Annotated in this window: 17 protein-coding genes and 1 pseudogene; 5 read left to right on the top strand and 13 right to left on the bottom strand. The window is 55.5% G+C overall.

Features of this window, described 5'->3' with window-relative positions:
• From F591_RS32470 to F591_RS0124355, 9 genes are all read right to left on the bottom strand, one after another.
• On the bottom strand, nucleotides 1-202 hold a 202-nt coding region (locus F591_RS32470; protein ID WP_211217632.1), incomplete at its 3' end, for a hypothetical protein.
• Nucleotides 203-440: 238 nt separating this feature from the next.
• A complete protein-coding gene (locus F591_RS0124400; protein ID WP_019537221.1) occupies nucleotides 441-2,927 on the bottom strand; it encodes a glycoside hydrolase family 31 protein in 2,487 nt (828 codons plus the stop codon).
• Between the two features lie 209 nt (nucleotides 2,928-3,136).
• Nucleotides 3,137-4,624 carry a glycerol kinase GlpK gene (glpK, locus tag F591_RS0124395; protein ID WP_019537220.1) on the bottom strand — a complete coding sequence of 496 codons (1,488 nt, stop codon included), beginning with the start codon at nucleotides 4,622-4,624 and terminating at the stop codon, nucleotides 3,137-3,139.
• 76 nt (nucleotides 4,625-4,700) lie between these two features.
• Nucleotides 4,701-5,522, bottom strand: coding sequence for a carbohydrate ABC transporter permease (locus F591_RS0124390; RefSeq protein ID WP_019537219.1), 822 nt, complete (start codon nucleotides 5,520-5,522; stop codon nucleotides 4,701-4,703).
• Between the two features lies 1 nt (nucleotide 5,523).
• The gene (locus tag F591_RS0124385; RefSeq protein ID WP_019537218.1) at nucleotides 5,524-6,420 is read right to left on the bottom strand and encodes a carbohydrate ABC transporter permease; all 897 of its coding nucleotides are present in this window, start codon (nucleotides 6,418-6,420) and stop codon (nucleotides 5,524-5,526) included.
• Nucleotides 6,421-6,525: 105 nt separating this feature from the next.
• Nucleotides 6,526-7,806 carry an ABC transporter substrate-binding protein gene (locus tag F591_RS0124380; RefSeq protein ID WP_019537217.1) on the bottom strand — a complete coding sequence of 427 codons (1,281 nt, stop codon included), beginning with the start codon at nucleotides 7,804-7,806 and terminating at the stop codon, nucleotides 6,526-6,528.
• Nucleotides 7,807-7,876: 70 nt separating this feature from the next.
• On the bottom strand, nucleotides 7,877-8,701 hold the full coding sequence (locus F591_RS0124375; protein ID WP_245581125.1) for an AraC family transcriptional regulator: 825 nt from the start codon (nucleotides 8,699-8,701) through the stop codon (nucleotides 7,877-7,879).
• Between the two features lie 757 nt (nucleotides 8,702-9,458).
• Nucleotides 9,459-9,881 (bottom strand): Rrf2 family transcriptional regulator, encoded by a 423-nt coding sequence (locus F591_RS0124360; protein WP_019537214.1) that lies wholly within the window; start codon nucleotides 9,879-9,881, stop codon nucleotides 9,459-9,461.
• 161 nt (nucleotides 9,882-10,042) lie between these two features.
• Nucleotides 10,043-10,906, bottom strand: a complete 864-nt coding sequence (locus tag F591_RS0124355) for an SDR family oxidoreductase (RefSeq protein ID WP_019537213.1) — start codon at nucleotides 10,904-10,906, stop codon at nucleotides 10,043-10,045.
• 1,014 nt (nucleotides 10,907-11,920) lie between these two features.
• Between F591_RS0124355 and F591_RS33130 the strand changes: the two are divergent.
• Together F591_RS33130 and F591_RS0124345 are read left to right on the top strand one after the other, a co-directional pair.
• Nucleotides 11,921-12,109 (top strand): annotated as a pseudogene (locus F591_RS33130) (hypothetical protein).
• 339 nt (nucleotides 12,110-12,448) lie between these two features.
• Complete coding sequence (locus tag F591_RS0124345; RefSeq protein WP_019537211.1) at nucleotides 12,449-12,916, top strand: GlcG/HbpS family heme-binding protein; 468 nt, start codon at nucleotides 12,449-12,451, stop codon at nucleotides 12,914-12,916.
• A 143-nt stretch (nucleotides 12,917-13,059) separates the two neighbouring features.
• Here the strand turns inward: F591_RS0124345 and F591_RS0124340 are convergent, their stop codons facing one another.
• Complete coding sequence (locus F591_RS0124340; protein ID WP_019537210.1) at nucleotides 13,060-13,287, bottom strand: hypothetical protein; 228 nt, start codon at nucleotides 13,285-13,287, stop codon at nucleotides 13,060-13,062.
• 263 nt (nucleotides 13,288-13,550) lie between these two features.
• Nucleotides 13,551-13,868 (bottom strand): DUF4372 domain-containing protein, encoded by a 318-nt coding sequence (locus tag F591_RS0124335; RefSeq protein WP_019537209.1) that lies wholly within the window; start codon nucleotides 13,866-13,868, stop codon nucleotides 13,551-13,553.
• Between the two features lie 139 nt (nucleotides 13,869-14,007).
• Here F591_RS0124335 and F591_RS0124330 point away from each other — a divergent pair, with 139 nt between their 5' ends.
• Nucleotides 14,008-14,457: a MarR family winged helix-turn-helix transcriptional regulator gene (locus F591_RS0124330; protein ID WP_051109261.1), complete on the top strand. Its 450-nt coding sequence runs from the start codon at nucleotides 14,008-14,010 to the stop codon at nucleotides 14,455-14,457.
• A gap of 57 nt (nucleotides 14,458-14,514) precedes the next feature.
• Nucleotides 14,515-15,582 carry a saccharopine dehydrogenase family protein gene (locus F591_RS0124325; RefSeq protein ID WP_019537207.1) on the top strand — a complete coding sequence of 356 codons (1,068 nt, stop codon included), beginning with the start codon at nucleotides 14,515-14,517 and terminating at the stop codon, nucleotides 15,580-15,582.
• 154 nt (nucleotides 15,583-15,736) lie between these two features.
• On the opposite strand, the gene F591_RS0124320 is transcribed toward F591_RS0124325, so the two are convergent.
• Together F591_RS0124320 and F591_RS0124315 are read right to left on the bottom strand one after the other, a co-directional pair.
• The gene (locus tag F591_RS0124320) at nucleotides 15,737-16,648 is read right to left on the bottom strand and encodes a class II fructose-bisphosphate aldolase (protein ID WP_019537206.1); all 912 of its coding nucleotides are present in this window, start codon (nucleotides 16,646-16,648) and stop codon (nucleotides 15,737-15,739) included.
• Nucleotides 16,645-18,108, bottom strand: a complete 1,464-nt coding sequence (locus tag F591_RS0124315) for a four-carbon acid sugar kinase family protein (RefSeq protein WP_019537205.1) — start codon at nucleotides 18,106-18,108, stop codon at nucleotides 16,645-16,647. Before F591_RS0124315 ends, F591_RS0124320 begins: the two co-directional genes overlap by 4 nt.
• Nucleotides 18,109-18,614: 506 nt before the next feature.
• Between F591_RS0124315 and F591_RS33125 the strand changes: the two genes are divergently transcribed.
• Nucleotides 18,615-18,801 (top strand): hypothetical protein (locus tag F591_RS33125; RefSeq protein ID WP_019536009.1); only part of this gene is annotated, 187 nt, incomplete at its 3' end.

Genomic DNA, 18,801 nt, shown 5'->3' with positions numbered 1-18,801 from the left:
CCTGGCCTCCTTCGCTGACCTGCAGCTTGAGGCCCTTCTTCCTGGCCTCCTTCGCTGACCAGCGGCTTGAGGGCCCTCTTCCTGGCCTCCTTCGCTGACCAATAGCTGCAAGCCACGCTTCCGTTCTCCCCATCCCCAAAAATGCTGCGCCTTCCTTGCAAATGCGGTTATCCCCCCGTTTTTGTTGGACAAAATACAACATCGGCTGGCTCTCTTGCCGCATCCGTCTCATCGGTCGGCATTCGCGAATGGTCAATCGACGCCCGTTCAAGGAACGGCTGCGGTTTAGCCGCCGATGACAAACACTCTCGTGCCGAGCGCCCGCGCCCGCAACGCAAAAAAAGCCGCCGCTTCATGCAAGCGGCAGCTCAGATTATCGAAAGTCCCCCGTTGCTTACGGGGGATCGTCGTTCGCAGCTCTCGGCAAATCGCCATTGCCGTTAGATCGAGATAAGATCCTTCACGTTGAAGTTAACGGCGATCTCATAATCAGCGGCGATATTGTTGTATTTGATTTTCGCCGATTTCAATTCCATGTCGTAATACCAGCCCTCTTCGCCCGCTTCCCATTCGGCGGGATTCAAGAACATCGGCAGCTTCCGGCCCTGCAGCGATACCTGGAACGGCGCGACCTGATTGCAGACCAGATCGATGACGATGCGCTTCACGCTGCTGGCGTAAGCTCCTTCTTTCTTGAAGGAAATAACGGTATTCCGTTCAGTCTTCACAGCGATCGTCGTCTTCAGATAATCCCCGTTCTTGTAATTGTTCGTCACTCCGTCGTCCTCATACATGACGAAGCTGGCGTTCTCTGACGGCTCGATCAAAAGCTGCAGCTCCTCCACGGTATCCAGGTGGATGTTTTCCAGCTTCGGCGCCAGTGGAATGATGGCCCCGCTGCGAAGGAACATCGGAATCGACTGCAGGGTGACATTAAGCTCGATCGTCTGCCCGCCGGCATACCATTGCCTCGTGTGCCAGTCGAACCAGTCGCTTCCTTTCGGCAGGTACACCTTCCTCGTGCGCGCGCCTGGCTCAAGCACATTGGCGACCAGGATCGAACGGCCAAGCATGAAGTCGAAGCTCTCTTCCCAGGTGGCGGAATCGTGCTCGAATTCGTACACCATCGGCCGCATTACCGGCGAGCCCTCGACCGAAGCCTCGTACAGCAACGAATAGAAATACGGCACGAGCCGGTAACGAAGCCGGATCGCATCCCGGATATAATGCGTATACGAAGGATACATCCACGGCTCGGTCACCGTATTGTCCGTATTGGAGGAGTGAATCGAGAATCTCGGCTGGAAAATGCCGTTCTGCACCCAGCGGACCAGCAGCTCCGGCTCCGGAGCCGGCCCGAAGAAGCCGCCGATATCGCAGCCCTGATTCGCCACGCCGGAGAGGCCCATGCCCAAAATAACCGGAATGTTGAACTTGAGGCTGTTCCAGCTGGTGTAATTGTCTCCCGCCCACGTCTGGGCGTACCGCTGAATGCCGGCGAAGCCCGCGCGATTGACGATATACGGCCTTGTGTTCGGCGCCGCCTCGGCGATCGCTTCCTTGGCCATCTGCGCCATCAGGTTCGGCATGATCGGCCGCAGAGCGCTGATCTCCTTCTTGCTGCCTTCAAACTCGCACAGCGCATCCGGATCGTTGATCTCGTATTCGTTGTTGTCGTTCCAGATTGAAGTCACGCCCAGCTCGACGAGCGACGCTTTCAGGTGCTTCTTCCATAGCTCCCTGCCCTTCGGGTTCGTGAAGTCGACGAAAGAAGCTTGACCTCCCCAGAAACGGTCCGTTGCGGATTCGTCTCCCTGAGCGTTCTTGATGTAGGCGCCGGCCTCGTCGAACTCCTTGTACAGCGGGTTCGTCAGCAGCATGCCCGGCTTGATATTAGGCGCCAGCGCCGCCCCTTTGCTCTGCATCTGCTCGACAAAGCGCTGCGGGTCCGGAAACCGGTCGTAGTTCCAGTTAAACACATACCTTTTTCCGTCTTTGCCGGACGTGTAGCCGGAAGACATGAAGAAGCCGTCGCACGGAATGCCTTCCGCCTTGCAGCGGTCCAGAAAGTTCAAGATCGCCTGATCGGAGTCGCGGTCAAGCTCGGTATAATACATGGTTGAGCCCATGTAACCGAGAGAATATTTCGTCGGCAAAATCGTCTTGCCCGTAATATCCGTGTAATGCCGAACGACATCTTTGATACGCGGCCCGTACATGAAGAACAGGTCCAATTCGCCGCCGTCCGCGCAAAAATAGCTGTATTTGTTCCAGTAACCGCTGCGTTCGCAGCCCATGTCGAAGATCGAGTCGTAGCTGTTATGGTAGAACAAGCCCGTCGCGGTCTGCGTCTCCCCGTTGAATTTGATATAAAACGGAATATGCTTGTACAGCGGATCGGTATGCTCGGAATCGTAGCCGATCGTATCCACATTGTGCATGCGCATCCGTCTCTTCTTCTTGTTCAGGTAGCCGCTCTTTTCGCCGAAGCCGTAGTAATAATCCTCGTCCTTCAGGCACGAATAATGGTACAGCCGGCCATGATTGTCCTTCACATAAGAACGCTGCTTCAGATCCTCGTGAAGCACGCGGCCTTCCGCATCCGTAATCTCGATGGCAAAAGGCTCTTTATGAATCAAGATGCGCAAGGCGCTTGTGCGAAGCAGCAAATAGGCTCCTGCATCTTCATACTTGGCGGGGAGCGCCTCGATCCGTTTGCGATCCTCCACCATTCCATCCAGCTTGTCTTCCCAAGCGGTCATGGTCAGCGTATACGAGGCCTCTTCGGCAAAATGCTCGTCGAAGGTGCAGCGAATCCGGACCACATGATCGTTCATCAAATAAATGCGATACTTGGCTGCATCGGTCACCAGGTCCACATATTGCCGTTCCTCCACGACCTGCAACAGCTTGCTGCTTACTTTCATAGTTTACCCTCCAGGTTTCCTATCTCGAAAATTTGGCTTATCCACCGACAAAATTTCAGCGGGCCACAGGCGACGGCCGATGACGAAGTCTTCGCTTGTCATCGGCGTCAATCTATCTATTTTGAAAATTCGACGAATCCCTTCGGCGAATTTTCTGGCACCGAAGGTGACGACCGATGACGAAGGAATCGCTCGTCATAGGCGTCTATCTATTTAAAAGCTCTTGCTGCATGAACGGCTTTTCTCCATCCTTCGTACAGCTTGCGGCGTCGCGCATCGTCCATGGCCGGCACGAAGGTCCGATTGATTTTCCACTGTTTTATGATATCTGATTGATCAGTCCAATAACCGATGGCCAGTCCGGCCAAATAAGCCGCCCCCAGCGCCGTCGTCTCGTTGATGACCGGACGGTCGACCGGAACGTTCAGAATGTCGCTCTGGAATTGCATCAGGAAGTTGTTCTTGACAGCGCCGCCGTCGACGCGCAGCGAGCGCAAGGCGATGCCCGATTCCTCCTCCATGACGGAGAGGACATCCTTCGTCTGATAGGCGAGCGCCTCGAGCGTCGCCCGGATGAAGTGCTCTTTGGTCGTTCCGCGCGTGAGCCCGAAGACGGCTCCCCGCACGTCGCTGTCCCAATAAGGCGTGCCCAGCCCGACGAGCGCCGGCACGACATACACCCCTTCGGTGGAATCGACGTCCGAAGCGAACCGTTCGGTTTCCTCGGCGCTCTCGATCATGCGGATTCCGTCGCGCAGCCATTGAATGGCCGATCCCGCCACGAAAATGCTGCCCTCCAGCGCGTATTCCACCCGATCGCCGATGCCCCAGGCAATCGTCGTCAGCAGTCCGTGCTTCGAGGTGACCGCCTTGCTGCCGGTGTTCATCAGCATGAAGCAGCCGGTGCCGTACGTGTTCTTGGCCGCCCCTTCCTCGAAGCATGCCTGCCCGAACAGCGCAGCCTGCTGGTCGCCGGCCGCCCCGGCAATCGCGATCTCTTCGCCGAACAGTTCCTTCGCCGTTGTCCCGTAAATAGATGACGACGGCTTCACCTCGGGAAGCATCGATGCCGGGATGCGCAGCAGCTTAAGGAGCTGCTCGTCCCACTGCAGCTTCCGGATGTTGAACAGCATCGTGCGGGAAGCGTTGGAATAATCGGTGACATGTACCTTGCCTCCGGTCAGCTTCCAGATGAGCCACGTATCGATCGTGCCGAACAGCAACTCTCCCCGCTCCGCCCGCTCCCGGGCGCCAGGCACCTTATCCAGAATCCAGGCCGCTTTCGTTCCGGAGAAATACGGGTCGATCAGCAGGCCGGTTTTTTCCAAAATCGCATCCTGCCAGCCCTCCGCCTTGAGCTTCTCGCAAATCGGCGCGGTCTGTCTGGACTGCCAGACGATCGCGTTGTAAATCGGCTTGCCGGTCGCCTTGTCCCAGACGACCGTCGTCTCCCGCTGGTTCGCGATGCCGATGGCGGCAATTTGGCCCGGCTCGGCGCCCGCGCCGGACAGGCAGGACTTGATGACGGACAGCACTGACGCCCAGATTTCCTCCGCATCGTGCTCCACCCAGCCGGGCTGCGGATAGAATTGGGTGAATTCCTGCTGCGCCGCATGAACCATTTCGCTGTCGCGGTTGAACAAGATCGCCCGCGAGCTGGTCGTTCCCTGATCTATAGACAAGATGTAGCGTTCCACATTTAAGCTCCCCTAAAAAATCCCTTCAGCGACAGAGACTTCCGGTCACTGTGTTTGAAGGGAGTTGTGCGTTCCATTATTTCATTCCGGATGTCACCATGCCGCTGACGAATTGACGTTGGAAGATAAGAAACACGACAAGCACAGGAATCATCGTGATCACGGACATCGCCAGCAGGCTGCCCCAGTCGACGTTAAATTCCCCGATAAAATTGGACAACGCCAATTGAATCGTATACAGCTGCGGATCGCTGATGGCGATCAACGGCCACAGGAAGTCGTCCCACCGCCACATGAAGGAGAAAATCGCCAGCACAGCCAGAATCGGCTTGCAGATCGGCAGGATGATTTGCGAATAGATCCGCCACTCGGAAGCTCCGTCCATCCGGGCCGCTTCCAGCAGCTCATCCGGCACCGTGAGCAAATATTGTCTGAGCAAAAACACGCCTGTCGGCGTCGCCGCCGGCGGAATGATCAGCGCCAGCAACGTGTTGAACAGCCCAAGGAAGCTGAGCACCTTAAAGATCGGAATCATGATAACTTCAAGCGGAATCATCAAGGTCGATATAAAACCGACCAGCAGCAGATTGGCGCCGATAAATTTGTATTTCGCCAACGCGAACCCGGCCATCGAGTTGATCAGCAGCAGCAAAATCGTCGAGGTAATCGTGACAATGGTGCTGTTAATGAAGTAACGGCCGAAGTTGCCTTTCTCGAAGGCCGCCGTAAAATGCTCAAAGGTGAACGGCTGCGGCCAAAATCGCGGCGGAAAGCTGTACAAATCGTTATTCGTCTTGAACGACGAGAGGACGATCCAAAGGACCGGAAACAGCCATATAGCAGCCAGAACGATAAGCAATACATACAATACCGCTTTTGCGGAAGATTTCAGTTCCACGTCAATCGGCGCCTCCCTTGGACAGTTTGAACTGCAGCGCGGTAAACAGCGAGATGAGCACAAACAATACGACGGACATCGCGCTGGCCATGCCCAGCTCTTGCTTGACGAATCCGGTTTCGTAAATGTACTGGACGATATACGTCGTTTCTTTGCCCGGTCCGCCTCCCGTCAGCGCGAACAGCAGCGGGTATGCCTTGAACGCTTCGATCAGCGTCAGCATCAGGACGAGCACGGTCGTCGGCTTCAGCAGCGGCAAGGTAATGCTCCAGAATACCCGAGGCTTCGAGGCGCCGTCCAGGTAGGCCGCCTCGTAATAGTCTCTTGGAATCGCCTGCAGGCCAGCCATGAAAATAACCATATAAAAACCGAGACGCGACCAGATCGTGGCGATAATGACGGATACGTTCGCATAGAACGGATCGGACAAAAAGCTTATCGACTCTTGGCCGAACAGCGTCATCATGTAATTGAATACCCCGAAATCGCCGAAAATCCATTTCCAGGTCAGACCGACGATAATAAAGGAAATCATCGTAGGCCAGTAAAAGATGGCGCGGAAGAACCCTTTGGCGCGAAGCTGCTGAATCAGCATCATCGCCACAAGCAGAGCCAGGCAATAAATCGACGGCACGACGATAAGCGCATACAGACCGGTTTTGCCGAGAGCGGTCCAAAACTCGTTGTTCGTCAAGATCTCTTTGTAATTGTCGATACCGATGAACTCCATCGGGTTCAAGCCGTCATACTCATGGAACGAATACACGAAGCCGATAATCGTCGGAATGATGATAAAGGTGGCAAAAATCAAGAAGTTAGGCAGCACGAACAAATACGGGATCAACCCTTGTTCCGGCCGCCGTTTCTTAAGCTTGGCTGCCGAGGCTTGTGCAGACATCGGACGTACTCCTTTCGCTTCAAAAATCCGGGTAAGCTTCACTTTTTTCGTTTGTTTCCAAAAACCGGCCGCTGCCGGGCCGAACCGGCAGCGGCCTGCTTGCTGTTACTTCTTCTCATCCGCGATCGCTTTGTCGATCAAGCCTGCAACCTTATCGAGGCCTGCTTGAGCCGTCACTTTCCCGGAAATAATCTCCGAGATCGTCGTCTTCAGATCGTTGCTGAATTTCGGCACGATCGTCTGTCTGGACCAGTCCTCGGCCGCCGCCGGAACCGTATTGTTCAACTCATCCGAGAACACTTCCATCATTTCCTTGCCGAAGGCGTAGTCGAGCTGCGCGTTGTCCTTGCGCGGGCTCAGGAACAACGCTTCTTTCGTGTACTTCGCGTTGACTTCCTTCGTCGTAATGTAGTTGATGAAGTCGGTCGCTTCCTTCTCGACGCCGGAGTTTTTGAACGCCATGGCGAATTTGCCGCCCGGTACCGAGGAACGCTGCTTCGCTTTGGGCATATAAGTAACGCCCCACTCGAAATTCGTAATGTCTTTATAGTTGCCAATCATCCAGTTGCCGGCCAAATGCGCAGCGACGGTGCCGGTGCGGAACAGGTTGTTCGGGTTTTCTCCGCCGAACCATACGGAGCTCGGAGCGATGCCGTCGTCATGCAGCTTCTTGAAAAATTCGGCGGCCGCCACACCTTCCGCGTTGTTGATCGTCGCCTTCGAGCCGTCCGGGCTCATCATGCTGCCGCCGAATTGATACAGCAGAGTCGACCAGCGCTGCGGCGTGTAGTCCCATACGAGGCCGTATTTGGCGCCGCCTTTGTCCATGACCTGCTTCAGTGCCGCGGAGAACTCTTCCCACGTCCACACTTCATCCGGGGAAGCCGGCACCTTCACGCCCGCTTTGTCGAACAGCGTCTTGTTGTAAATCAGGCCGTTCGCCGTCACGTCCATCGGAGCGGCAACCGCTTTGCCGTTCACCACATAGAACGGTTTCAGGGAATCGACAAACTGAGCGGTATAGTTGTCCAGACCGCCGTTGCTCTCGCTCAAATCGACCGCCTGGTTGGCAAATCCGCCGAGCTCGGTCGTGCTGATCCGCGCCAGTGCAGGCGGTTGGCCGCCGGAGATCATCGTTTTCAGCTTCGTGGACAAGTCTTTGTAAGGCACTTCGATCATGTTGATTTTGACGTTCGGATTGGCGGTTTCGTAATCCTGAATGATGCTCTTCATGATCTCGCCTTCATTGCCGTCCGAGAACCAGACGAAATCGAGCTTCGCCTTGCCTTCCGCCCCGCCCGAATCGTTCTTGGCGCAAGCGGCGGACATCAGTGTCATGATGACGACGATCATCGCGACGGATAACGTTTTCACCGTTTTGTGCATTGTCTTCTACTCCATTCCTTTGTAGCATAGTTATTGTAAAAATGGTAAAACAGCGGTTCTTAAGGCATGCTTACGGCCCGTAGCCTTGCTTGCGGTACATTTGAGGCGACGTTCCCGCGTATTTCTTGAAGGAACGGCTGAAATGAACCGCCGTGTTGAAGCCCAGCTTTTCTGCGATCATGGCGATCGGCTCGTCGGTCGTTCGCAGCAGCTTCTTCGCTTCCTCGATTCGCTTGCTAACGATGTAACTGTTGATCGTATAGCCGGTTACTTCTTTGAAGCAGTGACAAATGTAATACTTGTTCAAGTGAAGCTCGTTGGAGAGCTCCTGCAAGGAAAAGTTCTCCGTAAAATGCTGGCTGATATATTGCAAAATCCGGCGAACGTTCTCCTGGGTCGGCGACTGCTGCAAAGCGGGCGCAATTTCGTGCATCCGCTTGGCTTTGCGGTAAATCGCTATCAACATTTGGATCAACTGCGTTCTGAGCATCAGCTCATAGCCGAACGACTCCCGCTCATTCTCCCGCGCCAGAGCCCGAAAATACGCCTCCATTTCCTCGCGCTCTTCCGGAGCCCACTGAATGAGCATTCCGTCGGCCGATTCGAACAGAGACATCAGCTTGCCAAACATTTCATCCGACATCTGCTCCCTCAAGAAGGACTCCGTAAAATTGACGTAGCTGCGGAGGTAGGGAGCCTCTTTCGACGGATTGACCCTGTGAATAGTGCTTCCCCGAAAAAGAAGCATATCGCCTGGAGATAGGTCGTATATATTTTCTCCTATAATGTAATTCGCATTCCCACGTATGAAATAATAAATTTCAAGCCCTTCATGAGTATGAACAGGCCAGTGGTACTGCCAATCATCCGCGTCCGCCCTGACGTAAATTCCCAATTTACGAAGCGCGAGATTAGTGGGCGTATGAATTACCAAAAGGGTCCTCCCTTCCTAGCCAAGCAATCTGGACGTCTTGAACGTTTTGCAATCAAAATATAACATACTGAAATTGCGGGCACTTAACGTATATTGCTGTTAATTTGATTCAGATTGTTGAAAATTATTCATTGCGTTGTTGAAAATTCGTCACTTCATAAGGCGCGAAATGAATTATTCCAATGCCGGAAAAAACCGTCAAGCATGCCGCAGTCAAGAACAGGCAAATACGGGAAGGGGAAGAGGAAGGAAGCAATATGCGTCCATTTTCGGCGAATGCGCTGCTCGCTGAAGCGCAATTCAGTGAGAAAAGGCAGCCGCATCCCCGGCAATGAGTAGCATCCGTTATGAGTAGCATCCGTTTTTTATAGAATGCCTATGACGTGGGCAATTCCTTGCGTCATCGGTTGTCACCTGCAGTGCCAGAAAATTCAGCTTGTAGATAAAGCTGATTTTCAAGATAGACCCCCATGCCGCTCGCGCAGCACCATCAGAAGATGAAAATTGGGCCGCGGGCCCTGGGGGCTATTTTCAAGATAGACGCCTATGACGAGCGATTCCTTTCCTCATCGGTCGTCACCTTCGGTGCCCGAAAATTCGCCGGAGGGTTCCGTCCCATTTTTCAAGATAGACCCCCATGCGGCTGGCGCGGCCCCAGTACGCTCCATTATCATGCAGCGGCGCAGCTTGCCGGAGGGAGCGTCAAGTCGGCCTAGCTCTAACGCTTCGCCTTGATATCTTGAACGATCTGCTCCAGCGTCGTGCTCTGAAGCACGCGCTCCATCTGATGCTGGGCTTCCTTCAAGGGGACGGTTAAGGACGATTGAATATTTTTTCCGACAAGGCACTCGATATTCGTATTCTGGTGAATTGAAAATAAATCGCGTTTCTCCGGCAGCTCTACGGCCCGATACACATCCAGAAGCGTGATCTCCCGAAGCGGCTTGAGCAGCTTGATCCCTACTACGCCCGGCCGCGAAGCGATGAGCTGCGCCCGGCTGAGCATGCCCATAATGCGCCGGATGACCGCGGCGTTCGTATTGACGCTGCCTGCAATATATTCAGAGGTTACCTTCCCGTCATTCATGTCGATAAGAGCCAACGTATGAACGGCTACGGTGAAACGGCTGCTAATCAACATTCCCACCTCCTTGACTCTTGCCGTACATCAGTAACTATATGCGCTGCATCTGCTGGAGTCAAATTCTATGAAAGCAAGAAAACCGACCCTTCCGGGATGGAAAGGATCGGTTTCCCGCAAATAAACGTCTTTTGCCCCTCCCGAAGAAACCCGGGCTTGCCTTAGGAGAGGCTGCGAACGATTTGGCCCAAAGCTTCCTGGATCGGCGTCAGCGGACGGCCGAGCAGCTTCTCGAAGTCGCTGCTCTCCACTTCAAGCGCCCCCGAGCGGATGCCTTCCTGGATGCCGACGAGCATCGGGATGACGAAATCAGGCACGCCCGCATTTTTCATGATTTCGGCATACGCGGAATCGTCGACCTGCTGCACGGGAACTTCTTTTCCGAGCACGGCGCCGAGCGCGGAGACCAGCTCTTCCTGGGTCAGCAGCTTGCCGGAAAGCTCGTAAATTTTGTTCTCGTGCCCGCTGCCCGTCAGCACGGCCGCCGCGGCTTCCGCGTATTCCTGCTGCAGCGCCCAGCCGACCTTGCCCGACCCGGCGGATGTCACCCAGGGCGCCCCCGCTATCACCCCTTGAATGCTGGAAATCTCATTCTCCAGGTACCAGTTGTTGCGCAGGAACGCATAGGGGATACCGGTCTTGCGAATGGCCTCCTCCGTCTCACGGTGGGTCGGAGCAAGGAAGATCGGGCTTTCCATCGCATTCGCCAGGCTGGTGTAGGCAATGAAGCCGACTCCCGCCCGCTGAGCCGCCTCTACGGCATTCCCATGCTGCCGGATTCGCGTCTCGTTGTCGCCGTCGGCCGATATGAAGAGCAAGCGGTCTACACCGGCAAAAGCGGTTACCAGCGTCTCCGGGTGATCGAAATTGCCCTGCCGCACGTCAACGCCGCGGGCTCTTAGATCCTCCGCTTTTTGCGGATCGCGCACGCTGACGGCCAGCTGCTCTGCCGGTACGGCTTTAAGCAGCGCTTCGACAACTTTTCTCCCCAATTTTCCTGTAGCGCCTGTGACCAATATTTTCATCGCATATTCCTCCCGGTTCGATTCTTGTCATCTGTTTGAAATGGTAATCATGCATGGACCTTGAACATTGAGCGGGATCACGCTGAATTTTCAACACCGCAGGTGACGGCCAATGAGCGAAGATTTCTTCGTCATAGGCGTCTTTGTGAAAAAATATTCCGCACACTGCCCAAGCCGTGTTCTTGTCAACAGCTGTTCTTTCCTGAGCTACTCCTTCGTATCCTTCCCCTTCCTGAGCTGTTCCTTTCTGAGTTGCCCTTTTCTGCGCCGCTTCTGCTGTTCCTTTCTGCGCCCACGCCGAAGCTTCCGAATTTTCTAACGCTAGTGACAAGCGCTATTTTGCTAAAACGTGCCCTGGTAAAAATGTAACGAAACTGAGGAGCGCTATTTGGCCAGAAACGCTGAATCCGGCAGCCCAAAATGCCAAATAAGGATACTCACTTGCGTTAGAATTCCAAATTCGGTCGTTTCAGTGAAACAAGCTCGCTGGCTAGCGTTAGAGTGGGCAAAACAGCATCGAAGCTAGCGAGCACGAAGAGAAGCTCTATCCGAAGCACATTCACCAGATAAGCAGGGCTGCGTTTGAGCGGCAGTTTTGCCTGGTGCAGAAAGCCGCACTGCGATTTAACACTTTTTCTGCCAGCGGAGCAAACCTTGCCCCCGGAATAGCCCTTTTTGTGCGAATCTACGCTTTACTGCGGCGGAGATACTCAGCCGGGCGCCCCCGAAACCCGCGTTAGCGTGCGAATTCCATGTTAGCGTTCGGACTCCGCGTTAGCGTGCGAGCTCCATGTTAGCGTTCGGACTTCGCGTTAGCGTGCGAGCTCCATGTTAGCGTTCGGACTTCGCGTTAGCGTGCGAGTTCCATGTTAGCGTTCGGCCCCCGCTTGAGCGTCCAAACTCCACATCAGCGCGCGAACTTCACGTTAGCGCGGCCCCTCCCCGGGCACATGAAGCGACAAATCCTGCAAAAAATGCAACATTTTCCGCTCCCTTCGCCCCAGAGGAAGGGAAATGTTGCATTTTGTGCAACAATTTAGGGGCGATTGGCTTCAAAGCCGTGAACATCGCCCAAAATGTTGCACATTTTACAACATTAAGCCGTAAATAGGGCCGAACCCCCCATTTTTGTTGTACAAAATACAACATTTGCTGGCTCTCGTGGAAATAGCCCCGGGCCCGCTGCCCATTTTCATCATCTGATGGTGCCGCGCCAGCGGCATGGGGGTCTATCTTGAAAATTTGGCGATAATCCACGGGCCAAATTTCAACACCGAGGGTAACAACCGGTGACGTAAGGTAGCGCTCGCTATAAGTTTCATGTAATGTAACCAAGCACATTACTTCTAAAAGCAAAAAAATGATGCCTGCCTTTCTTCCTGCGCCTGTTTGTGCTTCTGCCACCCCCTTAATTGTAACTATATAAGTTACATTATCGTTTGTCAACATATGAATTCATCGTCCATCCTTTGGCGGTTTGGGTACCGATCCAGACCGATGACCATATGATGTATGAGTTCATTGCGCAGAGGAGAGATCAGGTTGTACAAACTGACGTTAGCCGAGGCGAAGCAATTGCTGGACATCGCCGAAAGGAAAGCCCGGCAAATGGGGCTTAGCTTCAATATTACGATTGTCGATGAAGGAGGCAACCTGCTGGCCTTCCAACGGATGGACAACGCCAAAATTGCCGGAATCGATATCTCCGCCGGCAAAGCCTGGACCAGCGTCGCGATGCAGATGCCGACAGCCAATCTGGCGCAATCGGCGCAGCCTGGCGGGCCGACCTTCGGCATCAACACTACGAACCAAGGCCGGCTTGTGATTCTAGGCGGGGGCATCCCGCTCGTCCGCGAAGGACGAATTGTTGGCGGCATCGGCGTCAGCGGAGGAACAAGCGCCCAAGACATTGAGGTCGCCAGCGCGGCCGTCGAAGCGTTCGAACGGGGAGCAGGAGGTCCGCACGCCAATGCGCGCATAGGCTCCCTGCGGCATACGTTCCCTTATTGACTTCTCTGTCCATTCGGCGCGGCTCGATGGTGAGGGCATTGCTCGCCATAGACGCCCCTCCTGAAAATTCGACGAAGTCTTTCGGCGAATTTTCAACACCGCGGGTGACGTCCGATATGATGTAGCCTTGAACGGGGCGCCGTTCAAAGCGCAGCCGGCAGTGCCAGCAGAGGCGGCAGCACGATGAGCCGGTCGATCGCAAACAGCGCTCCCAGGCAGAACAGCATGAATAGCGTGTTCGCAAGCCCCAGGAGCACGAGGGCGATGCCGAGAATGAGGCCGATCCGGGCGAGTCTTCTCAAGCCGCTGCCGCCGCTTTGCCGGCAAACAGCATATTTGCAGCCGTTCGCGTGAATACTGTTATTCCCCATATGATCGCCATCGCTGCCAATAGCAAAAATCGCATGCTTGCGCTGGCGGAGCAGGCGCGAGAAGGCGCTTGACCGTTTTTGGTTTATATCACTAACGTTGCATTAAACTCGAAGAACAATGTTATCTGAAAATTCCGAAAACACTTCTATGTAGCTCTGCCAATAGGTTGATTACCTAACAAGAGGTAGTCTGTCCATTGGGTAAATTTATACTATTCTTCTAGGTGGCGTAAGGTGACATCGAATTTGCCTACTACGTTTTCTTACGTCTTCCCGAAGATGTCCGACTTGGCTTGCGGTGTATTCGCTGAAGCCACGTACGCGCACTGTCCCACAACAACGTTTTGAGCCAAAATGCCAAGCTCCTTCTGAAAACCTTTGGACAGCAAGTCATCTGCGATCTCACGCAATCCGTCGCGTTGGTGAAGCTGTGCGTGTAAGAATAACTTGAGATACGCAAGCGTGGTGAGCTTCTTAACGTATTTATCTTGTTCGATTTTATTTACGCGCTCTGCGAACGTCTTCGTACAAATTGGCGAAAGCCATTTACCAAATGAAGAAAATAGGGTATTCTTGTCCATGTGTTCGTCCTTTTCAGTGGATTATGGACATTCCATTGTAAAGGATTTTTTTATGCTCAGAGGTTAATATCACAGAAAATTGTGAAGATTCAGAGAACATTAATGCAACGCTAGTGGGTTTATATACTAAACTAAAATCATGCGAAACCAGGAAAAGCCGTCCCCACCACCGACGCTCAAGCATTTGAACCGATTTATCGTTCAGCTACAACGGCTGGAGAAGCAGCCGTTCCGCTTCGGAGCGGCAGGACCGCTGACGCCCGGCGAAATCCATACAATTGACGCGATTGGCCTGGAGGGAGGAGTGCTGATGAGCGAGCTGGCCAATCGGCTGGCCGTCACCAAAGGGGCGGTCACGCAAATGATTCTCCGGCTGGAGGACAAGCGCCTCGTCGGGCGCACGCCGAATCCGGACGATTCCCGCAGCACGCTCGTCTCATTGACCGAGCTCGGGAAGGAGGCCTACCATACCCACGAAGCGATGCACCAGGCCTTCATTCGCGACCTCAGCTCTCAGCTTGATGAACGGGAAATCGAGATTTTCGATCAATGTCTGGAGAAGCTCTGCCGTCATTTGATGGCGGAGTAATTTTTTAACCATTTGATTTAGAAACTAAACAATATACTTGAGGAAGCAGGTGAACGCATGAAGCGTGACATTGTTGTCATCGGTGGATACGGACAGGTCGGGCAAGTGGTGTGCCGGGAGCTTGGAGCGCTATACCCCGGCAAGGTGTATGCGGCAGGCCGCTCCTACTCGAAGGCGAAGCGCTTCTCCGACGCGACGGGCGGCAACGTGCTGCCCCTGCAGCTGGATGTGAACGAGCGGCTGCCGGCGGCCGTCTTCCGCGAGGCTGCCCTGGTTGTCATGTGCCTGGACGTCCGGCATACAGGCGTCGTTCAGGCATGCATCGATCACGGCGTCGATTATATCGACATCACGGCCGACTATTCGGCGATGGCAAGCATCGAGAAGCTTCGCGCTGCCAAATCGACCGTCGTTCTCAGCGTCGGGCTGGCGCCGGGCATCACCAATATGCTGGTCAAGCGAGGCAAGCAGAAGCTGGATACGGTCCTGCAGGCGGACATCTACGTTTTGCTCGGTCTGGGAGAAGCGCACGGGCGCGCCGCCATCGAGTGGACGCTGGATAACCTGGCTGCTGATTTCTCCGTCGTGGAGCAAGGCGCAGCGCGGCAGACGGCCAGCTTCTCCGAGGGCAAGAAAACGAGGTTTCCCGATCCATTCGGAAGGCGAACGGCATACCGTTTCAACTTCTCCGATCAGCACGTGATCCCCCGTACCTTGCATATTCCTGCGGTTTCAACCCGCCTATGCTTCGATTCCGCTCTGGTCACGCATGCGGCAGCCGGCCTAAAACGAGCGGGAATCGCCCGCCTGCTGGCCAGACCCTCCATCCGCGCGAAGGCGCTCGATCTGTGGGGGGCGGTGCGCTGGGGGACGGAACGGTTCGCGGCAAAGGCGGACGTCTTCGGCCAGCTGAACGGCCGGCCGGCGCTATATGAGGGCTCGGCAAGCGGCGTCCAGGAGGCTCGCGCTACCGGCCAGGTCGCTGCGTACGTCGCGCAGAGGCTGGTCTCGGAACGGCATCCCTTCGGCATTTTCCATATAGAAGAGCTGTTCCAGCCCGAAGCTTTGTTTGCGGGCCTTAAGGAGGCCGTTTCGTTGGAAGAACGCATCGTCGTTCATGAATAAGTCGGTGCAGGGAACGAGCAGCCTCGCGCTTCATCCGAAACAGCAGCCCTCCCGCTGCGTGGGTCTAGCCACATCAAGAAGACGCCGCTGTTCACTTTGCCAGAACGCGGCGTCTTCCTTGTGTCTTCCAGGCTATATTTCCAGGCTGTATGTGTTAGGCCAACAGCTTGACAAACTTCCGCATCACCGGCTGGATCGCTTCCTGCACTTCGGCCATCACCGTGGACAGGTGAGAACGGGCCGCATCCGGCTTCGCGGCGAAGCGCAGCAGTTCGGCGACGGCGGCTATCGATACCTCGGTGTTCACGTTCACCTTGCAGATGCCTCTGCTCACCGCCTCGGCGATGATCTCATCGGGCGTGCCGGAGCCGCCGTGCAGCACGAGCGGCACGCGGACGGCGTCGCGGATTCTCGTCAGCAGCTCCAGATCGATCCGCGGCTCGCCCGTGTACATGCCGTGCACCGTGCCGATCGCTGCGGCGAGGAAATCGACGCCCGTCTCGGCCACGAACCGCTTCGCATCTTCCGGGTCGGTCAGCCGGCCGTCGCCTTCCTCCTCGTCCGAGAAGGCGCCGCGCGCCACGGAGCCGATCTCCGCCTCGACGGAGACGCCCGCCATATGCGCGATCTCGACGATGTCCCGCGTCAGCGCCATATTGCGCTCCAGCGCATGCTTGGAGCCGTCGAACATGACGGAGGTGAAGCCGCAGCGGATCGCCCGAACGATCGATTGCTTCTCGTAGGCATGATCCAGGTGAAGCGCCACAGGCACAGCGGCTTTGGCCGCGATCGCGCGAACCATGGCGGAAAAGCCCTCAACGTCGACGGTCGGGAAATAGCGCTCCCCCAGCGCGATGATGACCGGCCTGTTCTCCTGCTCCGCCGCGCTTACGGCGGCCTGCACCGTCTCCAGATTCGTCACATTAAACGCGGCGACGGCCTTCTTCTGCTGCTGAGCTTCCAGCAGTATGTCCTTCGTATTCACCAGCATGTTATCCGTTTCCCCCAGCACCCGAGCGGCGCCCCGCGCAGCAAGCCCGCGGAACGCCGCCCGGTTTATTGTCATTCGCCCTGCTGTCCCTCCAGCAGCTCGACCGTTTCCTTCAGCGTCTCCTGCGTGCCGACGTTGCCCGGGAAAATAATATAAGGAATTCCCGGGAAGCGGCTCTCTTCCCCTGTCAACCAGACGGGCACGCCAGGTTTGATCTGCCCCGCGACGACGGCCCGCTTCACGCCGAGCCCCTTCGTGCCGATGTCGCTGGAGGTAATGCCGCCTTTCGCGACGATATAGCGCGGCCGGGTCTTTAGCCGCTGGACGATGCTCGTCACCGCATCGGAAATTTTGACCGACTGCTTCAGCTCTTCCTCCCGCTTGCCTTCGCCCAGATCGAGCCGTTCCCGGCGCGTATAGACGGCGACGGTGCGGCCTTCGCCAAGCGCGCGGTCGGTCTCTGCGATCACGCGGTCCGTCTCGGCTTCGAACGCTGCCGGATCGGCGACCAGATGCACGTCAAATTCGATGAAGCTGATGAAATCGCATGCCTTCAGCCGCTCCAGCTGCTCCGTCGTTTTCTTCACGTGGGAGCCGACCAGGATCAGCCCGCCGCAGCTTGAGCCAGCCCCGTTGCCGCCCTCATCCGGCAGCAGCTCCTCCCTCGTCAGCAGCGGCCGGTCGCTTACGCCGCCGATGATCTTCGTGAACGAAGCGGCGCTGCGGAACAGGAACCGCTTGCCCTGCTTGATCGCCCGCACGAGCGCTGCCGCGAACACTCTGACATCCGCGTCGTCCGCGGCGTTCACGATCACTTTGTTAAAGCCGGTTACCTGCAGCAGTTGCTCCGTAATGCCGTCCACGTCAAGCGCGCGGAGGCGCTCCAGCGAAATGGAGAGGCAGTCGGCCGCCTGATAGACGCCGCCTGATTTTTCCTCGACCCAACGGCGCAGGTCCGACTCGGTATAACCGAACGTGCGGTCTTTGGCAAACTCCGTCTCCCCTGCGGGCACCAGCTCGTCGCCATATTGTACGTAATGCACGTTATCGATCGTGAGCCGTCCGCCTTCCTTAAAAAACGGAACGATGACCTCGCCGTCGAACGATTCGCCGGACATCGCTTCGATTGTGCTGCGGAGCGTCTCCGTCTCCAGCGGGTAATGGCCCCGCAGCGTGGAATCCCCGCGGCTGACGATAATATAAGGCTTGTTCAGCGCCTTCGACGCTTCCTCCGCATGGCGGGCGATTTCGCGGTGCGCCGCTTCTGTCTCGCCAGCTACAAAGGCCCGCGAATTGGTCAAAATAAAAAATATCGGCTGCTCCTCCTGAAAGCCGCGCAGCATCGTCTCCAGCGTCCAATCCGTATAGACGGATACGCAGTGAACGGTCTGCACGCCGGTTGGATCGTCATCGAGCACGATGATTTTCCTGTCAAAGCTGTGCAGTTCTTTCTCCAGCGCGCTGGCTGCCTCGGCGCGGTTCACGGGAGGCAGCTGGGCGAGCAGTTCGCTCGCTTTTTTGGCACCTATGGTCATCGGTCTCCACTCCCTTTATCTATCTATTTTCCGCCCTCTCTGCACAAGGGAAAGGGGAATGTTGCATTTTGTGCAACAATTTAGGCGAAATTGGCTCCAAACCCGGGAACATCGCCCGAAACGTTGCACATTTTACATCATTGAGCCGCAAATAAGGTTGATCCCCCGTTTTTGTTGTACAAAATTACAACATTTGCTGGCTCTCTTGAATATACTCCAGGGCTCGCAGTCCCTTTTCATCTATCTTGAAAATAGCGCCGGGGTGCGCGGCTCATTTTCATCTTCTGATGGTGCCGTGCAAGTGGCATAGGCGTCTATCTTGAAAATAGCGCAAGGCCCGCGCCCCAATTTTCACCATCTGATGGTGCTGCGCAAGCCGCATGGGCGTCTATCTTGAAAATAACGCAAGGCCCGCGGCCCCTCCCAGGGCTACACCGGGCACATGAGACAACAAATCTTGCAAAAAATGCAACATTTACTGTCCTCTTCGCCCCAGAAGAAGGAGAATGTTGTATTTTGTGCAACAATTTAGGAGCGGTCGGCTTCAAATCCGGGAATATCGCCCAAATTGTTGCACTTTTTACAACATTGAGCCGCAAATAGGGGTTATCCCCCCATTTTTGTTGTACAAAATACAACATTTGCTGGCTCTCGTGGAAATAGCCCCGGTCCCGCGGCCCATTTTCATCTTCT

Origin of the sequence: Paenibacillus ginsengihumi DSM 21568, assembly GCF_000380965.1 — a bacterium.
Taxonomy (GTDB): Bacteria; Bacillota; Bacilli; order Paenibacillales; family NBRC-103111; genus Paenibacillus_G; species Paenibacillus_G ginsengihumi.
This window is presented reverse-complemented; position numbering and strand designations above follow the sequence as displayed.

What these genes read in the sequence shown, in the direction of transcription:
- F591_RS0124400 (WP_019537221.1), bottom strand. Translation starts at nt 2,927, where the DNA reads ATGAAAGTAAGCAGCAAGCTGTTGCAGGTCGTGGAGGAACGGCAATAT.
- F591_RS0124385 (WP_019537218.1), bottom strand. Translation starts at nt 6,420, where the DNA reads ATGTCTGCACAAGCCTCGGCAGCCAAGCTTAAGAAACGGCGGCCGGAA.
- F591_RS0124380 (WP_019537217.1), bottom strand. Translation starts at nt 7,806, where the DNA reads ATGCACAAAACGGTGAAAACGTTATCCGTCGCGATGATCGTCGTCATC.
- F591_RS0124360 (WP_019537214.1), bottom strand. Translation starts at nt 9,881, where the DNA reads ATGTTGATTAGCAGCCGTTTCACCGTAGCCGTTCATACGTTGGCTCTT.
- F591_RS0124355 (WP_019537213.1), bottom strand. Translation starts at nt 10,906, where the DNA reads ATGAAAATATTGGTCACAGGCGCTACAGGAAAATTGGGGAGAAAAGTT.
- F591_RS0124340 (WP_019537210.1), bottom strand. Translation starts at nt 13,287, where the DNA reads ATGGGGAATAACAGTATTCACGCGAACGGCTGCAAATATGCTGTTTGC.
- F591_RS0124335 (WP_019537209.1), bottom strand. Translation starts at nt 13,868, where the DNA reads ATGGACAAGAATACCCTATTTTCTTCATTTGGTAAATGGCTTTCGCCA.
- F591_RS0124330 (WP_051109261.1), top strand. Translation starts at nt 14,008, where the DNA reads ATGCGAAACCAGGAAAAGCCGTCCCCACCACCGACGCTCAAGCATTTG.
- F591_RS0124325 (WP_019537207.1), top strand. Translation starts at nt 14,515, where the DNA reads ATGAAGCGTGACATTGTTGTCATCGGTGGATACGGACAGGTCGGGCAA.
- F591_RS0124320 (WP_019537206.1), bottom strand. Translation starts at nt 16,648, where the DNA reads ATGACAATAAACCGGGCGGCGTTCCGCGGGCTTGCTGCGCGGGGCGCC.
- F591_RS0124315 (WP_019537205.1), bottom strand. Translation starts at nt 18,108, where the DNA reads ATGACCATAGGTGCCAAAAAAGCGAGCGAACTGCTCGCCCAGCTGCCT.